The following is a 15,382-nucleotide window of genomic DNA, read 5'->3' on the forward strand; positions in this document are numbered from 1 at the left end:
GGGTCAACCGAGCCGGCCCCCGTGCGTGTTGGTGGACGTGGAGGAGCACCCGCGGCCCCAAGCCCTGCGCCGATGATCACCATGCTCGGTGGGCACGATTCGGCTAGGCTGCGCGCAACGCACCTCCTTGGGTGGTTTGTCTTGGCTCGACTCTGGAGACGACGACGGCGCGCCTCGTACGGGCGACCGAGCCATGCCCTGGTCGGCGGGCCCGGGTGGTCGCTCTTGCTGCTGTGCTCGGTGCTGCTGGGGTGGTCGTGGTCACCGGAAGCCCGAGCGGGTGGTCCGGAGATCGACGTCCCGCGCGCCGAGGACGGACCGGGCATCAAGGTGGGCGAGCGCTCGACCTTCCACCCCGGCTTTGCCCTGGTCACCGGCGTCGACTCCAACGTGTTCTCCACCGCGCGTCAGGAGCCGCGGCCGGCCAGCGGCGAGGTCGGCCCGCGACTGGCCTCGTTCGTGATGCCGACCGGGTGGCTGGGGCTCGGCAACCGGCAGTTCCGCGATGGCTTGTTGATGTCGCCGCCCGAGCGCTCGGGTCGGACCGCCGACTACTACATCGGGCTGGTGGGCGGCGCGCGGATCTACATGGCGCGCAACCCCAACGTGCGTGCCCAGAACCGGCCCACCTTCGGGTTGCAGACGAGGGTGGCGCTGCTGCCCGGGCGCAAGCTCTCCGTCAACGTGGACGGCGACGTGTTCCACTACTCGCAGCCGGCCACCTACGAGGCTGGCGGCTTCAACTTCAATCGCATCGATGGCCGCATGGGGCTGGCCTTCATCGGTCGGCCGGGCGGCGGGCGCCTGAGCCTGATGTTCGCGCCCCGCCTGGGAGGCCTCTACTTCACGGGCACCAGGGAGGAAGTGGAGGGCGGGTGCGACCTCGAGAACGGGCAGAACTGCTTCGTCGCCAAGGGCAACCGCGTCGTTCCGGGCTTCACGGTCGAGACCAAGTGGCGCATCCGGCCCAAGAGCGCCCTGGTGATCAACTACGGCTTCGACTGGACCTACTACACGTACTGCTGCAACGAAGCGGAGTGGGGCCGCAACGAGGACAACTTCGCCAATCGCATCACGGCGGGCTTTCGCGGCCAGGTGATGAAGAAGGTCGTGCTCGACGTGATCGGCGGCTACGGGATGGGCTTCTACCGCAAGGATCCGACCAATCCTCGCGGGGTCGATGACTTCAAGGGGCCGATCTTCGAGCTCGGCGCCACCTACTATCCCAACCCGCGCAGCCTGTTCTACGTGTCGGCGTTCCGCACCTTCCAGGACTCGCTGCTGGGCAACTACTACACCGACATCGGCGCGCGGCTGCAGGCCCGGCACGAGTTCAAGTGGCGGATGATCACGACCGCGGGGGCCTGGGTCGCGGGCCGCCGCTACGTGGGCCTGGCCATTCCGGGGTCGGAGGACATGAGCATCGACCAGTATCAGCCCCAGTCGGTGCAGGAGACCTTTCGGCGCAGGGACGTCGTCTTCAACCTCAACCTCAAGGTCGAGCAGCCGCTCAAGAAGATCTGGGCGGTCGCGCTGCAGTACGACATGGCCGTGGACGACACCACGTTCGCCATCGACTACGCCAACGGCGTGCAGGACATCGGCGGCTTCACCCGCCACGTGGTGATGCTGCTGGGGGCCGTCCGGCTATGACCGCCTGGGCGTTGCTCGCGGGAAGGCTGCTGGGCGGAGGGCTGCTGGCGCTCGCCACCTGTCGCCCCGGCCCGGCGGTGCCCGTGGCACCCGCTCCCTCGGTCAGCAGCGCCAACCAGACCCTCGGCCCGGGTGACGTCATCGCGATCCGCGTGACCGATCAGGAGGAGCTGACCGGTGAGTACGAGGTGGCGGCCGACGGCACCATCCGCTTCCCCTGGATCGAGCAGGTCGAGGTGGCAGGCCGGAGCCAGGGCCAGATCGCCGAGCTCATCGAGCAGCGGCTGGCCGACGGCTGGCTGCGCCAGCCGCAGGTCTCCGTGCGGGTGATCACCCGCCAGAACCGCGAGGTCAGCGTGCTCGGCCAGGTCAACGAGCCCGGGTCCTACCCGTTCAAGGAGCGCTTGACGCTCGTTCAGGCGATCTCGCTGGCCGGCGGGATGAACCCCCTGGCCCAGGCCAAGCGGGTCAAGCTCATCCGCGAGACGGACCAGGGCACCAAGACCTACGAGATCGACGTCCGGGAGATCCTGGAGAGCCGTCGGGCCGACCTCCCCCTCGAGCCCGGGGACATCGTCTTCGTGCCCGAGGCGCCCATCTGAGGGCCCCAGCGGCCCAGATTGCGCTGGATTTTCGCGGTATCGGCGCTATCGGCTAGACTTGGCCATCCCAATGTCTGTGCCTTCCGAGATCGTGCTGGGGATCGACCTGGGCACGACCAACTCTGCGTGCGCCATCGTTCGCGAGGGACGTGCCTCGGTGGTTCGGCGAGGCGAGGATCGCATCGTGCCGTCGGTGGTCGCGGCTCTGCCCGATGGCTCGATCGTGGTGGGCAATCGAGCCAAGCGTCGCCGCTCGATCGATCCCACCCAGGTGGTCTACAGCGCCAAGCGCCTCATCGGCCGCAGGTTCAACTCGCCCGAGGTGCAGCGCATGCGCACCGCCGTGCCCTACGTGATCCGCGAGGGCAACAACGAGGCGGTGGTGGTCGAGCTCGGCTCACGGCTGCACAGCATCGTCGAGATCTCCGCCTACATCCTCACGTACCTGCGCGAGATGGCCGAGGAGGCGCTCGGCCAGCCGGTCGGCAAGGCCGTGATCGCGGTGCCGGCCAACTTCACCGACTCGCAGCGCAGCGCTACCCGCATCGCGGCGCGCCTGGCCGGGCTCGACGTGATCCGGGTGATCAACGAGCCGACCGCGGCCGCGCTGGCCTACGGCTACATCGAGGACACCGACCGGCGCATCGCGGTCTACGACTTCGGTGGCGGCACCTTCGACGTCACCATCCTGCAGATCACCCGCAACGTGTTCGAGGTGCTCGCCACCTCGGGCGAGATGTTCCTGGGCGGTGACGACATCGACGAGGCGATCCTCGAGGTGATGGTCGACACCTTCCGCGAGCAGCGGGGAGCCGAGCTCATCGACTCGCTGGTGGCGATGGAGCGCGTACGGGCGGTGGCCGAGCAGGTCAAGATCCAGCTCTCCGAGCAGGAGCGGACGATCGTCAACCTCGCGGAGGTGCTGCCGGGCCGGGAGGGAACGCTCGAGATGTCACTCACCGACATCGACCTGCGCCGCCGCGTGGAGGCCATCGTTCGCCGCACCGTGCCCGTGTGCGAGGACGCGCTGCGCACCGCGGGTCTGGCCCCGCACCAGATCGACGAGATCGTGCTCGTGGGCGGCACCACCCGCCTGCCGCTGGTGCGCGAGGTGGTGCAGCAGGTGTTCGGCAAGCCGCCACAGACCTCGATCAACCCCATGAGCGTGGTCGCGGTGGGGGCGGCGATCCAGGGGGCGGCGCTCATGGGCTCGCTGGTCCCCATGGCCGCCGGCGGGGTCTCGGCACCCACGGCCACGTCGAACGCTCCGGCGGCGGCCGTGCTGCTCGACGTGACCCCGCGCAGCCTCGGGGTGCGCACGGTGGGCGGCTACGTCGACTTCATCATCGAGCGCAACAGCCCCATTCCGGTGGAGCAGACCCGGTTGTTCACCACGACCCGCGACAACCAGCGGTTCGTGCGGATCCAGGTGTGCCAGGGCGAGGACGAGGAATTCGAGAAGAACCTCAAGCTGGGTGAGGTGGTGCTCTCTGGCCTGCGCGATGCACCGCGGGGCGAGGTCACCATTGCGGTCACCTTCGAGATCAACACCGATGGTCTGCTCGAGGTTCGCGCTCGCGATCGCGACACGGGTCTGCAGCAGGTGGCCACGATGCGCGTGCTCGGCGGTCTGACCGAGGACGAGGTGGCGGCCATGGCCGAGCGCCTGGGCTCGACCGGCGTCTCGGCCTAGCGGCGAGGAAGAGGAGCTGCACCATGTCCAGTGACGAGCTGCTCGCCGAGATCATGCGGCTCTACGAAGGGCTCGACTCGCTGTCGTACTACGAGTACCTGGGGCTGCGCCCCGGCTGCGACTACGTGGCGGTGCGCGACGGCTTCTACGCTCGGGCCCAGCGCTTCCACCCCGATCAGTTCGTGTATCGCGGGGGCGAGAGCCTGCGCCAGGCCGTGTATGCCGTGTTCAAGCGCATGACCGAGGCCTACAACGTGCTGCTCGACCCCGAGCTGCGGGTGCTCTACGACGCGGCGATGGTGCGAGGCGAGGCGCGGCTGTCCGAGGTCGCCCGGGCGCGGCGACTGACGGCCGAGGAGCGACAGGTCCACAACACGTTCGCGCGGATCTACCTGCGCTCGGCTCGGCGCAAGCTCGAGCAGGGCGAGCTGCGGGGCGCCTGGGTCGACGTGCGGCTGGGGCTCACGCTCGAGCAGGCGGCGCCGCTGCGCAAGCTCCTGGCCGAGATCGAGCAGCACCCGGGGGCGCCGGGATTGCTCGGAAGGAACGCCCGTTGAGCGAGGTGAGCGAGGTGAGCGAGTGAGCGAGGTCCGGCGCGCTCGCGTGGAGCGGCGTACCAAGGAGACCCAGATCGTCATCGAGCTGTGCGTGCCCGGCGATGCTCCGGCGTTCGAAACGCGGATCGCGACCCCGGTGCCGTTCCTCTCGCACATGCTCGAGGCGCTGGCCAAGCACGGGGCCATGGCCCTGCGGGTGGAGGCGCAAGGCGACGTGGAGATCGACGACCACCACACGGTGGAGGACGTGGGGCTCACCCTGGGGATGGCGCTCGACCAGGCGCTCGGCGAGCGCCGGGGGATCACGCGCTACGGCTGCTTCTCGCTGGCGATGGACGAGACGCTGGTCGACTGTGCGCTCGATCTGGGGGGGCGACCCTACCTGGTCCACGAGCTGCCGGCGATCGCGGGAAAGTGGATCGGTCGCTTCGACTGCGATCTGGTCGAGGAGTTCTTCCAGGCGCTGGTGGTGCAGGCGCGCATGAACCTGCACCTGCACCTGCGCGCCGGCGGCAACGCCCATCACGTGGTGGAGGCGGCGTTCAAGGGCTTCGCCCGCGCGCTGCGGATGGCGTGTGCGCTCGACCCGGCGCTCATGGGGGCGCTGCCGTCGACCAAGGGCGCGATCTGAATTGGGCCGCTTGGTGTAGAGGTTGCTCTCGGCGCTCGGATGGACCCTGCGCGAGGTCGGGGGCGCCCGGGGGCGGGCCCTCGCTCGATGTCTCCCTCGCGGCTACTCTTGCCGCCGCCATGGCCGATCGTGATCTTCGCGCCGAGCTGCAGCTCCGAGAGGAGCTCGCCCGCCTCAACGCCTCGCCCCGGGTCGCCGACGACGGTGAGGAGGGCCTGGCCCGTGCCCGGTCGCGGGCCGAGGCGGCGGAGCAGAAGGTGCACGACAAGGGGCGTCACACCGCGATCGAGCGCATCGAGATGCTGCTCGACGAGGGCTCGTTCGTGGAGCTCGACCGCTTCGTGACCCATGCCTGCAGCGACTTCGACATGACCGACAACCGGCCCTACGGGGACGGCGTGGTGACCGGCTATGGCACCGTGGATGGCCGCCAGGTGTTCGTGTTCGCGCAGGATCCCGCCGTGTTCGGCGGCAGCCTGGGCATGGCCCACGCGCGCAAGATCTGCAAGATCATGGATCTGGCCACCGAGGTGGGCGCGCCGGTGGTGGGGCTCAACGACAGCGGTGGGGCGCGGATCCAGGAGGGCGTGGAGAGCCTCGCGGGCTACGCCGAGATCTTCAAGCGCAACGTGCTGGCCTCGGGGGTCGTGCCGCAGATCTCGGTGATCCTGGGCCCGTGCGCGGGCGGGGCGGTCTACAGCCCGGCGCTCACCGACCTGGTGGTGATGGTCGACGAGACCAGCTACATGTTCATCACCGGCCCCGACGTGATCAAGGCGGTGACCCACGAGGAGGTCACCAAGGATGCGCTGGGCGGGGCACGGACCCACAACGAGCGCAGCGGGGTGGCACACTTTCGCTGCGGCAACGAGGCGGCCGCGCTGGCGTTGACCCGCGAGGTGCTCTCGTACCTGCCTCCCAACAACATGGCGGGGGCACCGGTGCTGCCCACGGGTGACGACCCCCAGCGTGCGTGTCCCGAGCTGGTGAGTCTGGTGCCGCCCGATCCCAGCAAGCCCTACGACATTCGCCGGATCATCACCGCGATCGCCGACGAGGGGCGGTTCCTCGAGGTGCAGGAGCACTGGGCGCGCAACATGGTGGTCGGGTTCGTGCGCATCGAGGGGGCGAGCGTGGGGGTGGTGGCCAACCAGCCGCTGGTGCTCGCGGGGTGTCTGGACATCGATGCCTCGGTCAAGGCGGCACGGTTCGTGCGGATGTGCGATGCGTTCAACGTGCCGCTGGTGACGCTGGTGGACGTGCCGGGGTTCTTGCCGGGCACCGAGCAGGAGTTCGGGGGGATCATTCGGCACGGGGCCAAGCTGCTCTATGCGTTCACGGAGGCCACGGTGCCCAAGGTCACGCTGGTGACCCGCAAGGCCTACGGTGGGGCCTACGACGTGATGGCGAGCAAGCACATCCGTGGCGACGTGAACCTGGCCTACCCGACCGCCGAGATCGCGGTGATGGGGGCAGAGGGGGCGGTGAACATCATCTTTCGGCGCGAGCTGGCGCAGGCCGAGGATCCCGAGGCGCGGCGCAAGCAGCTGGCGGCGGACTATCGGGCCCTGTTCGCCAGCCCCTACAAGGCGGCGGAGCTCGGCTTCATCGACGAGGTGATCCGGCCCGAGCACACGCGCGACCGCATCGCGCAGAGCCTGCGGATGCTGCGGAACAAGCGGCAGGACAACCCGCGGCGCAAGCACGGGAACATCCCGCTGTGAGGCGGCGGCGCCCGGATGAGCTCGTTCGCCGGCGCTCGTGCTCGCCGGCCGGGGGCCCGCGCGTGTGGTGGCGTGGGGTGGAGCGTGGCAAGCTGGTGGCCATGGCGAGGCTCGCGGGCGCACGAACGTCGATGCTCGTGGCGCTCGCCTTGCTCGGGGCCTGCTATCCGGTGGGGCTGGGCTATCGCTCGCTGCACGAGGTCGATGGCGAGGTGGTCAGCTCGCGACCTCCGCCGCCGTCGGCGTACGAGGCGTATCTGCGGGCCCGGCTGGCGCTCGAGCAGGAGCCGCCGGCGCTCGACGACGCGCGGTTCTACATCGGGCACGCGCTGGAGATGGATCCGGGCGATCCGCATCTTTGGGCCACGCACGCGGAGATCGAGGAGCGGGCGGGGCGGGTGGACGAGGCGATGGCCTCGGCTCGGCATGCGCTCGAGCTGCGGCCCGGGTATCCGCCGGCGGAGCGGGTGCTGACGCGGCTGCAGCCGGCCGGGGGCGGGTGAGCTACGGGCGAGTGAGCTACGGGCGGGTGAGCTACGGGCGAGTGAGCTACAGGAAGGTGCTGAGGTAGACGGCCAGGCAGTACCAGGGGGTGCCGGCCAGCAGCAGGGCCCGACGGGCGCGGCCGAGGTTTTGCTTGCTGCCGCCGACGACGATGGCGGCGACGCCCAGGCACCAGGCGAAGGCCGCGGTCACGACGGCGAGGGCGAAGCTCTTGAGGGTCAGCGGGGCGAGGGTGGGGACCAGCCAGCCGAGCGCGGCGACCAGGGTCAGCGCCACCGGGAGGTAGGCCACCACGAGGGCGAGGGTGGAGATGACGGGGTGCGAGGCGGTCTTGGAGGGTTGGCGTAGATGCGAGAACACCCAGGCCAGCAGGAACACGAAGCTCGCCGCGAGGGCGAGCGCAATGCCTCCCATGGCCAGGATTTCCTGGATCCGCTTGAGCAGCTCCCGCAGCCGGTCGAGGTCGGGGAGGTTGACGAGCAGATCGGGGATCCCAGCCGCGAGGAGGATTGGGGCCATGGGGGAGAGGATAGCAACGGCGGGCGGCGGGACCACCGGCCGGGACGTGAGGGCGGGGTGAAACCGGTGAACGGGGTTGGACGGAGAGTGCGGGAGAGGCGCCAGGGGATGGGGCTTGCACCGGCGATGGGGGTGGGGTAGACGTTGCGGCCCTTCCGGCCACAGGCGCGCGTAGCTCAGCTGGATAGAGTGTCGGCCTCCGGAGCCGAAGGCCGCAGGTTCGAATCCTGCCGCGCGCACGACGAGGACGGCCTCGTAGGTGACCCGCCTGCGAGGCCGGATTCAATTCTGGGGTGGTGGCGCCCTCGCTCACTCCGCCCCGAGCGACGCGAGGTACGCCACGAGCTCTGCGCGTCCCTCCGCCGAGACGTCCACACTCGGCGCGGTCAGCCTGAGCATGTCGTCGACGGCCGCTTCGAGATCGATCGCGCGGCCGTCGTGCATGTAGGGGGCTCGAAACGCCACGTTCAGCAAGCTGGGCACCTGCAGCAGCCCATGCGGGCCCAGCACCACCGTGCCGTTGTGGGTGAGCTTCGGTCCAAGGTGGCAGCTCGTGCAGCCGACGGCTTCGAAGCGCTCGCGACCACGCTCGATCGCCGTGTCCTGCGGCGTCACCACCCGCAACGAGGGCAGCGCGAACAGCCAGCGCTCGAGCGCCGCCACGTGCTCCTCGTCGAGATCGGGGCCTCCCATTCGACTCTCGTACGTGTCGTCCACGATGCCGGCCATGTCGGCCAGCTCGCCACGCCAGTGGAAGGGCTCGGTGCCCTCGAGCCCCGTGTCGAGGGCTTGGGTGCGGCGCGGGCCGAGGTCCGAGAACTGCCACACGCGGCCGTCCTCGCGTCCCTCGGGGTGGCACGAGACGCACGCCACCATCCCCGGAGTAGGTCGATGGAACAGGTCGTGGCCCGTGTCGAGCACCGAGCGCTCGGCCAGCCCGATGTTGGCGACGAGGGCCTCCTCTTGTGGATCCACGCGCACCAGGGCGGCGGGCTCGCGTAGCTGCACCCACGCGTGGCCCTCGTCGTCGAAGACGACGGAGGTCGGCTCGCCGGGGAGGACCACGCTGTGTTCGGCGCGGCACGGTGGGGAAACCACGGTACGGGGCTGCTCGTGGGTCGCGAACATGATCACCCACTCTCCGAGCGTTCCCCCCACCACCGCGGCCATGTCCAGCTCGTCGGTCACGTCCGCATCGAACGCGGGGGCGATGTGGTGGAAGGGCCAGGCCTTGGCCGAGGCGCCGCCGGGGAGCCCGTGGGTGATCACCGTGGCCTGCAGCGGGATGCAGAATCCATCGCCGCCGGCGTAGCCGTCTGTCACCATCGAGTTGCGGGCGAAGCCCGAGCCCGCCTGGTGCAGCATCAGCCATCCGCCGTCGGCCGTACTCCAGGTCCGGCGTGCCGTGTTGGGGGTCATGACGTCGTGGGGCTCGACCTCGGCGGCGTCGGGGTCGTCGGGATCGATGAAGAGGTCGATGAACACCCCGATTTCGGGTGGGGCCTGTCGTGCCCTGATCGTCCCCGTGTCATCGAGGGTGAGCACCTGAGCGTCCCGAAAGGTGGAGACCCGGATCGGAGGCCCCGGGTCGATCACGTCGCGAAGCTCGATGCCGACCGCGAGCTGCTCGAGCGAGTCGTCGGGTCGTAGGCGAGCCAGCACGCCCTCGGCACAGGCCACGAGCACCGAGCCGTCACCGGGATCGACCGCGAGGCCCCGCGGGTTCGCGCAGGCCGAGCGCACGGCGACGAGCTCGCCCGAGGCGATGTCGATGGTGGCCACCTCGCCCGAGCGGCGCAGGGCCACGTGGATCAGGCCCGAGGGATCCTCGGCGATGCGGCCGGGCTCGGTGCCGGGCTCGAGCTCGACGGCATGGATCAGGCGCTGCGCCGCCGGATCGACCACGTAGACCGCGTCGCGATCGGGATCGGCTGCGAACAGCGTGGCGCCATCGTGGCTCCGCAGCAGCGTGCCGCCGCTGACCGGTGGCGGAGGCGGATCGGCGAGCACGACGGGCCCCAGATCGGGGAACTGGCCGGGGCTGCCCTGGTCCAAGCGCGGAGACTCCGAGCCGCCGGCGCTCAGGTCGATGCCGGTCCCCTCGGTCGCGTCCTCCTCGACCGAGCCGCTGCACGCTGCGCCCACGAGGAGCATCGAGAGCATCCAGCGTGTCATCGAGCCTCCACGCTATCACCAATCCCGCTCCGCGTGCGCCTCCGCGTCGGGTCACCGTTCGCCGTTCGTACGGCCAAGTCCTCGCGCACCACCGCCCACCCGTGGGTCCATGCCCCTCACCGCCCCCCGCTTCGCCCCTGCTCCCACCGAATTTCACGATCCTCCAGTTCTTGCGAAAGGAGAACCCCGCGATCCTCCACCACTACTGCGTGGCAAGACGAGCCAGGAAGACGAGAGCCCGGTCGTCGAGCTCCCCAAGGTCGCACTGGCGTAGTCCACCCAAGTCTCCCTCTCGCTGAACCTTGCCGGTTCTCACTCGGGCCGATCCGCTGCCCTCGGGCAGCGGATCGGCCGCTCATGAGGACCAATGATCTGCGTTACCATCGTCCGATGCGGCGGGGTCTCGGAATCGCACTGGTCATTGGTGGAGTCGCAGCCGCCGCGGTGTCGGGTGCCCACGCCCTCACGCCCCCCATCGCCGGTGCCGTTGCCTCTCCGGTGCCCGTGCCGGCCCCGTTCCCCGCGGGCAGCCGTGTCCGCGTGCTCGCGGGCTACAGCCCTTCGGGGGGCTCGGGCCTGCACGCCGACACCGACGCGTGCTGCAAGGCCAACGACCACTACGCGCTCGATCTCGTCTACGACGACCAGCCCAACGCGGGCCTGGGGCTGCCGATCGTGGCGCCGTTCGCCGGCGAGGTCGTTCGCGCAGGCTGGGCGACGTCGGGCTGGGCCAACTACGGGCTGCGCGTGATCCTGCGCCACGACCTCGGCGACGGCCACCTCTACCACACGCTCCATGCTCACCTGAACGCGATCGATCCCGCAGTGGTCGAGGGGGGCAACGTCGCGGCGGGACAGGTGCTCGGCGAGCTGGGCCAGTCGTGTCAGGGGGCGCTGTCATGCGGCTCGTTCTCCACCCCTCACCTGCACTGGGCCATGCACCGCGACAGCACGGTCGGAGGCTCGGGTACGGGCGGATCCTTCGGCGGCAACGCGGTCGTGCCCGAGCCGATGTCGGGCTACGAGGATCTGGTCCAGGGCCTGATCATGGAGATCGGCGAGGCGATGTGCGGCGACGGGGTGTGCAGCGGCGGCGAGGACAGCGGCAGCTGCCCCCAGGACTGCCCGAGCTGCGGCACGATCCCCCCCGAGGGCCGCACGATCGAGGAGACCGACCTGTGCTTTGCGCAATCGGGCTCGCCGCAGTACTGGTACGACGCCAACGTGGGCAGCGCGGGCGCGTGCCTGTGGACCCACGCGGTGGATGCGGCCCAGGCCGACGACTCGGGGCGCTGGGACTTCGTGTTCGAGCAGGCAGGAAGCGCCTTGGTGGAGGCGTACATCGAGCCGGGCTTCGCCGGCAGCATGCAGGCGAAGTACGTGGTTACGCATGCGGCCGGGGTGTCGGACGTCGTGATCGACCAGGCGAGCGCGAGCGGCTGGACCGAGCTGGGCACGTTCGACTTCGACCAGGGCGGCGGACAATCGGTGCGGCTCGACGACAACACCGGCGAGCCGTTCAGCGACATGCGCGTGCTGGCGTTCGATGCGATCCGCGTGTCGCCGCTCGGCGGTGGCCCCGGCACGACGTCGGGCGACGACGCGACCTCGGGTGGCGGGCTGGACGAGTCGGGCGGGGATCCATCGGCCGCGGATGGCACGCTCGGCGACGGCACGGTGGGCGACGGGATCGGGAGCGACGACGGGATCACCTCCGATGGTGGCCTCAGCGGCATCTTCCCCGGCGCGGGGGGCTCGGACTCCGAGGGCTGCGCGTGTCGGTCGGCGCCCGCCGGCTCGACGGGGCGCTGGTGGTGGCTGCTCTCGGTCGCATTCCTCCGTCGCCGTCGTCGTCGCTGAGCTCGCTTCGGCGACGCTGGCCGCGGACGACCCTCGCCGTCTCACGGTAGTCTCGGTCATGGCCGAGGAAGCGCCGCCGCTGCGCCGCGAGCTGTCCGCGTTCGATGCGACGGCGGTGGTGATCGGGGCGATCGTCGGCGTGGGCATCTTCTTCACGCCCAGCCGGGTCGCTGCGCTGGCCGGCGACGGCGGGCTGGCGCTGCTCACCTGGGGCATCGGAGGGGTGATCGCGCTGCTGGGCGCGCTCACGTTCGCCGAGCTCGGCGCGATGGTGCCGCGGGCCGGTGGGCAGTACGAGCTGCTGCGCGACGCCTATGGCCCGGCGACCGGCTTCGTGTACGTGGTGTGCAATGCCACCGCGACCCAGGCGGGCTCGATCGGCGTGATCGCGCTGGTGTGCGTCGACAACCTCGCGGTGGCGCTGACGGGGGCGGTGCTCGACCCGTGGCTCACGCTCGGCTGTGCGATCGGCCTGACCATCGGCATCGCGCTCGCCAACGTGGCCGGGGTGCGCTGGGGGGCGCGCATCCAGAACCTGACCGTGGTGGCCAAGCTCGCCACGCTGGTGGCGGTGGGGATGGTCGCGTTGCTGGCCGAGCCCGAGGCGCCGGCTGCCGTCGCGGCGGCGGGCGAGATCGGCCCCCGGCTGCATCCCGTGGCCGCGCTCGCGGCCGCGCTCGTCCCCACGCTGTTCACGTTCGGAGGCTGGCAGCAAGTGCTGTGGATCGGAGGCGAGGTGCGCTCGCCCGAGCGCAACCTGCCGCTTTCGATCCTGGTGGGCGTGGGGATCGTGGTCGTGGTCTATCTGCTGGCGTGCTGGGCCTATCTCGCGCTGCTCGGCCACGCGGGGGTGGCGGGGAGCGAGACGCTGGCGGCGGATGCGGTGGCCGCCGTGTTCGGGGGTCCGGGGCGCCGCGTGGTGGGCGTGGCCGTGGCCGTGTCGGCGCTGGGGATCCTCAACACGCAGCTGCTCACGGGTCCGCGCCTGCTCTACGCGCTCGCGCTGGACGGTCGACTGTGGCGGGTGCTCGGGCGCGTGCACGCGGGGCGCGGAACTCCGGTGCCGGCGATCGCGGTGCTGGCTGGGGTCTCGATCGTGCTGCTCCTCGCGGCCGGCAAGGACGGCGTCGATCGTCTCCTGACCGGGGTGGTCCTGGTGGATGCGGTGTTCTTCGCGCTCACGGGGGTGGCGTCGCTGGTGCTCGCGCGCCGCCAGCCTCATGCGGCTCGCCCGGTTCGAATGCCGGGGTTTCCGTGGGTCCCGGCGCTGTTCGGGCTGGCGGAGGTCGGCGTGGTGGTCGGAGCCTGGCTCGACCCCGAGGTTCGCGGCGCCGCGGCGATCGGAGCGGTGTGGATCGCCGCGGTGCTGGTGCTCTACCTGGTGCGGTTCCGACGTCGGGACGAGCCCGCGGACTCGTCGCCGAGCTCGGATTGACGAAGGGCGCGGCCAGTGGGCGCCGCTGGGGTCTCACGCGGGCCGCGACAGGGCGCGGCGCCGGGCCTCGACCGGATCGCGACGGCTACAGCCCTCGAGGTGATCGTTGACCAGGCCCATCGCCTGCATGAAGGCGTAGACGGTGGTCGGCCCCACGAACGTCCAGCCGCGCTGGCGCAGATCCTTGCTCAGCGCGGTGGATTCCGGGGTCGAGGTCAGCTTCTTCAGCGCGGCCTGGGTCATGCGTCGGGGGCGGGACGCGGGGGTGGGCTCGAAGCTCCAGAAGTACGCGGCCAGCGAGCCCCGCTCTTCCACCAGGGCGCACGCACGCTTGGCGTTGTTGATGGTCGACTCGATCTTGCCCCGGTGTCGCACGATGCTCGGGTCGGCGAGCATCCGCTCCACGCTGCGTCGATTGAAGCGGGCCACCCGTTCGAACTCGAACCCCGCAAACGCACGGCGAAAGCCCTCGCGCTTGCGCAGGATGGTCAGCCAGCTCAGACCCGACTGAAAGCCCTCGAGGCAGATCTTCTCGAACAGGCGATGGTCGTCGACCATCGGCATGCCCCACTCGTGGTCGTGGTAGGCCTGGTAGTCCTCGTGCGGGCCGGACCACCAGCACCGCATCACACCGTCGTCACCCTGGATCAAGCCCTTGGTCGGCACGGCGCGACCGTATCATCGGTCTCATCGCAGCTGGGTCGTGGGTCACTCACCGGTGTAGGGCGGGCTCCCCGGGGCGCGGTAGCGGTGCAGGGGGCTGCGCAGGGCGTCGCTGCCGTAGTAGCGCCCGTTGCCCTCGGGCTCGCCGAACAGCAAGAACATGGGCGCTCGCGTGCCCTCGGCCGGCGGCTTCATCCCCAGCTCGCGAGGGTCCTTGCCCCTGGCCTCGGCGTAGGGGCGCGTCAGATCGGTCTCGATGTACCCCGGGGTGCAGGCGTTGATCCGCAGGTTGGGGTGCTCGCGGGCCAACAGCAGCGTGTACGTGTTGGCGCACGCCTTGGACAGCCCGTAGGGGCTGCCGTCGCCGAGCCCCGCGGCGGCGAACGCCTCGGCACCGTCGAGGGCGAGGCACTCGTCGATGAACGCGCGCAGCCGGGGCCAGGTCACCGAGGGGTCGAGGAACGAGCGCTGGCGCTCGGGGCTGCAGGTGGCGACGAAGCTCGGTCCCGAGGCCGAGGTGACGTTGACGATGCGACCGTCCGAGGGGCGGAGCAGGGGCAGGAACGCCTCGCACACCCGCCGCACGCCGAGCGTGTTGACCTCGAGCACCGCCGCGAGCTCGGAGGTCCCAAGGCCGATGCCGGCGTTGTTGACCACGCCGTAGAGCGGGCTGCCCTCGCCCTCGAGCCGTGCGGCGACGGTGGCCGCGGCCGCGGTCACCGAGGCGTCGCTCGCGACGTCGAGCTCGAGCACCTCGATCCGCTCGCTCCAGTCGGGATGGTCCCGCAGCAGCGCCGTCCGGGCGGCGCGACCGCGCTCGAGGTCCCGCGAGCCGAGCAGCACGAACGTGTCGTCGTGCTGCTCGAGGATCGCCGTGACGATGGCGAGCCCGATCCCCTTGTTCGATCCCGTGACCAGTGTGCGCTTCATCGTCGAACCCTATCACCTCGGACCTGGGTCCTCGATTCGAGTCGCCTGGCGTCGCCAGGGCGGCGCTGCGTGCTCCGTCGGCCTTGCGACCGCTCCCATCCCCGACCTCTGATACCTTCGCCCCGGGAGCGCGCCAGATGATCCACGAACGGAAGATCCTCGTGCAGCGGCCGCAGTGCCGCATCGCCCGCTGCTCGTGCGGCGTCTACCACGTGAGCACGGGGTCGGTGACGCTGCGAATGGAGCGGCCTCAGCTCGAGGATCTGTTCCAGGCGCTCTCCGAGATCCTGGTGCCCGAGGACGAGCCCGCCTCGGACGAGCCGGCGATCCACTGAGGGGTCAGTTGGCGGCCGCGGCCACGTAGTCGTCGACGCACACGGAGACGGCGGAGTTGTCGTTGTTGTGGCCGCCGCCGTAGCCCTCGTCGGGGGTCTGG

At 70.5% G+C, this 15,382-nt stretch carries 14 protein-coding genes and 1 tRNA gene; 11 read left to right on the forward strand and 4 right to left on the reverse strand.

The features are described from left to right. The first annotated feature begins 141 nt into the window (after positions 1-141). From OEB96_RS02800 to OEB96_RS02830, 7 genes are all read left to right on the forward strand, one after another. Positions 142-1,653, forward strand: coding sequence for a hypothetical protein (locus OEB96_RS02800; RefSeq protein WP_266213854.1), 1,512 nt, complete (start codon positions 142-144; stop codon positions 1,651-1,653). Next, positions 1,650-2,255: a polysaccharide biosynthesis/export family protein gene (locus tag OEB96_RS02805; RefSeq protein WP_266213855.1), complete on the forward strand. Its 606-nt coding sequence runs from the start codon at positions 1,650-1,652 to the stop codon at positions 2,253-2,255. The genes OEB96_RS02800 and OEB96_RS02805 overlap by 4 nt, the downstream gene beginning before the upstream one ends. Before the next feature lie 70 nt (positions 2,256-2,325). After that, a complete protein-coding gene (locus OEB96_RS02810; RefSeq protein WP_266213856.1) occupies positions 2,326-3,948 on the forward strand; it encodes an Hsp70 family protein in 1,623 nt (540 codons plus the stop codon). Positions 3,949-3,971: 23 nt separating this feature from the next. After that, entirely contained in the window at positions 3,972-4,505 is a 534-nt protein-coding gene (locus OEB96_RS02815; protein WP_266213857.1) for a J domain-containing protein, read from the forward strand. Positions 4,506-4,527: 22 nt separating this feature from the next. Then, entirely contained in the window at positions 4,528-5,136 is a 609-nt protein-coding gene (gene hisB, locus OEB96_RS02820; protein WP_266213858.1) for an imidazoleglycerol-phosphate dehydratase HisB, read from the forward strand. A gap of 119 nt (positions 5,137-5,255) precedes the next feature. Then, entirely contained in the window at positions 5,256-6,860 is a 1,605-nt protein-coding gene (locus tag OEB96_RS02825) for an acyl-CoA carboxylase subunit beta (RefSeq protein WP_266213859.1), read from the forward strand. Between the two features lie 77 nt (positions 6,861-6,937). Beyond that, on the forward strand, positions 6,938-7,363 hold the full coding sequence (locus tag OEB96_RS02830) for a tetratricopeptide repeat protein (protein WP_266213860.1): 426 nt from the start codon (positions 6,938-6,940) through the stop codon (positions 7,361-7,363). Positions 7,364-7,409: 46 nt separating this feature from the next. Here the strand turns inward: OEB96_RS02830 and OEB96_RS02835 are convergent, their stop codons facing one another. Next, complete coding sequence (locus OEB96_RS02835) at positions 7,410-7,883, reverse strand: hypothetical protein (protein WP_266213861.1); 474 nt, start codon at positions 7,881-7,883, stop codon at positions 7,410-7,412. Between the two features lie 165 nt (positions 7,884-8,048). On the opposite strand from OEB96_RS02835, the gene OEB96_RS02840 reads away from it, so the two are divergent. Beyond that, positions 8,049-8,122 (forward strand) — tRNA-Arg (locus tag OEB96_RS02840). Between the two features lie 70 nt (positions 8,123-8,192). On the opposite strand, the gene OEB96_RS02845 is transcribed toward OEB96_RS02840, so the two are convergent. Then, positions 8,193-10,058, reverse strand: a complete 1,866-nt coding sequence (locus OEB96_RS02845) for a hypothetical protein (RefSeq protein WP_266213862.1) — start codon at positions 10,056-10,058, stop codon at positions 8,193-8,195. A gap of 390 nt (positions 10,059-10,448) precedes the next feature. Here OEB96_RS02845 and OEB96_RS02850 point away from each other — a divergent pair, with 390 nt between their 5' ends. Beyond that, the gene (locus OEB96_RS02850) at positions 10,449-11,918 is read left to right on the forward strand and encodes a peptidoglycan DD-metalloendopeptidase family protein (protein WP_266213863.1); all 1,470 of its coding nucleotides are present in this window, start codon (positions 10,449-10,451) and stop codon (positions 11,916-11,918) included. Between the two features lie 58 nt (positions 11,919-11,976). Next, on the forward strand, positions 11,977-13,353 hold the full coding sequence (locus tag OEB96_RS02855; protein ID WP_266213864.1) for an APC family permease: 1,377 nt from the start codon (positions 11,977-11,979) through the stop codon (positions 13,351-13,353). 33 nt (positions 13,354-13,386) lie between these two features. On the opposite strand, the gene OEB96_RS02860 is transcribed toward OEB96_RS02855, so the two are convergent. Both OEB96_RS02860 and OEB96_RS02865 read right to left on the reverse strand, forming a co-directional pair. Next, positions 13,387-14,019, reverse strand: a complete 633-nt coding sequence (locus OEB96_RS02860) for a DNA-3-methyladenine glycosylase I (RefSeq protein WP_323137326.1) — start codon at positions 14,017-14,019, stop codon at positions 13,387-13,389. A gap of 42 nt (positions 14,020-14,061) precedes the next feature. Further along, positions 14,062-14,946 (reverse strand): SDR family NAD(P)-dependent oxidoreductase, encoded by an 885-nt coding sequence (locus tag OEB96_RS02865; protein WP_266213865.1) that lies wholly within the window; start codon positions 14,944-14,946, stop codon positions 14,062-14,064. 137 nt (positions 14,947-15,083) lie between these two features. On the opposite strand from OEB96_RS02865, the gene OEB96_RS02870 reads away from it, so the two are divergent. Continuing rightward, a complete protein-coding gene (locus OEB96_RS02870) occupies positions 15,084-15,281 on the forward strand; it encodes a hypothetical protein (protein WP_266213866.1) in 198 nt (65 codons plus the stop codon). Positions 15,282-15,382 lie beyond the last annotated feature (101 nt).

The sequence above is a fragment of the Paraliomyxa miuraensis genome, from assembly GCF_026337845.1.
Classification (GTDB): domain Bacteria; phylum Myxococcota_A; class Polyangia; order Nannocystales; family Nannocystaceae; genus Paraliomyxa; species Paraliomyxa miuraensis.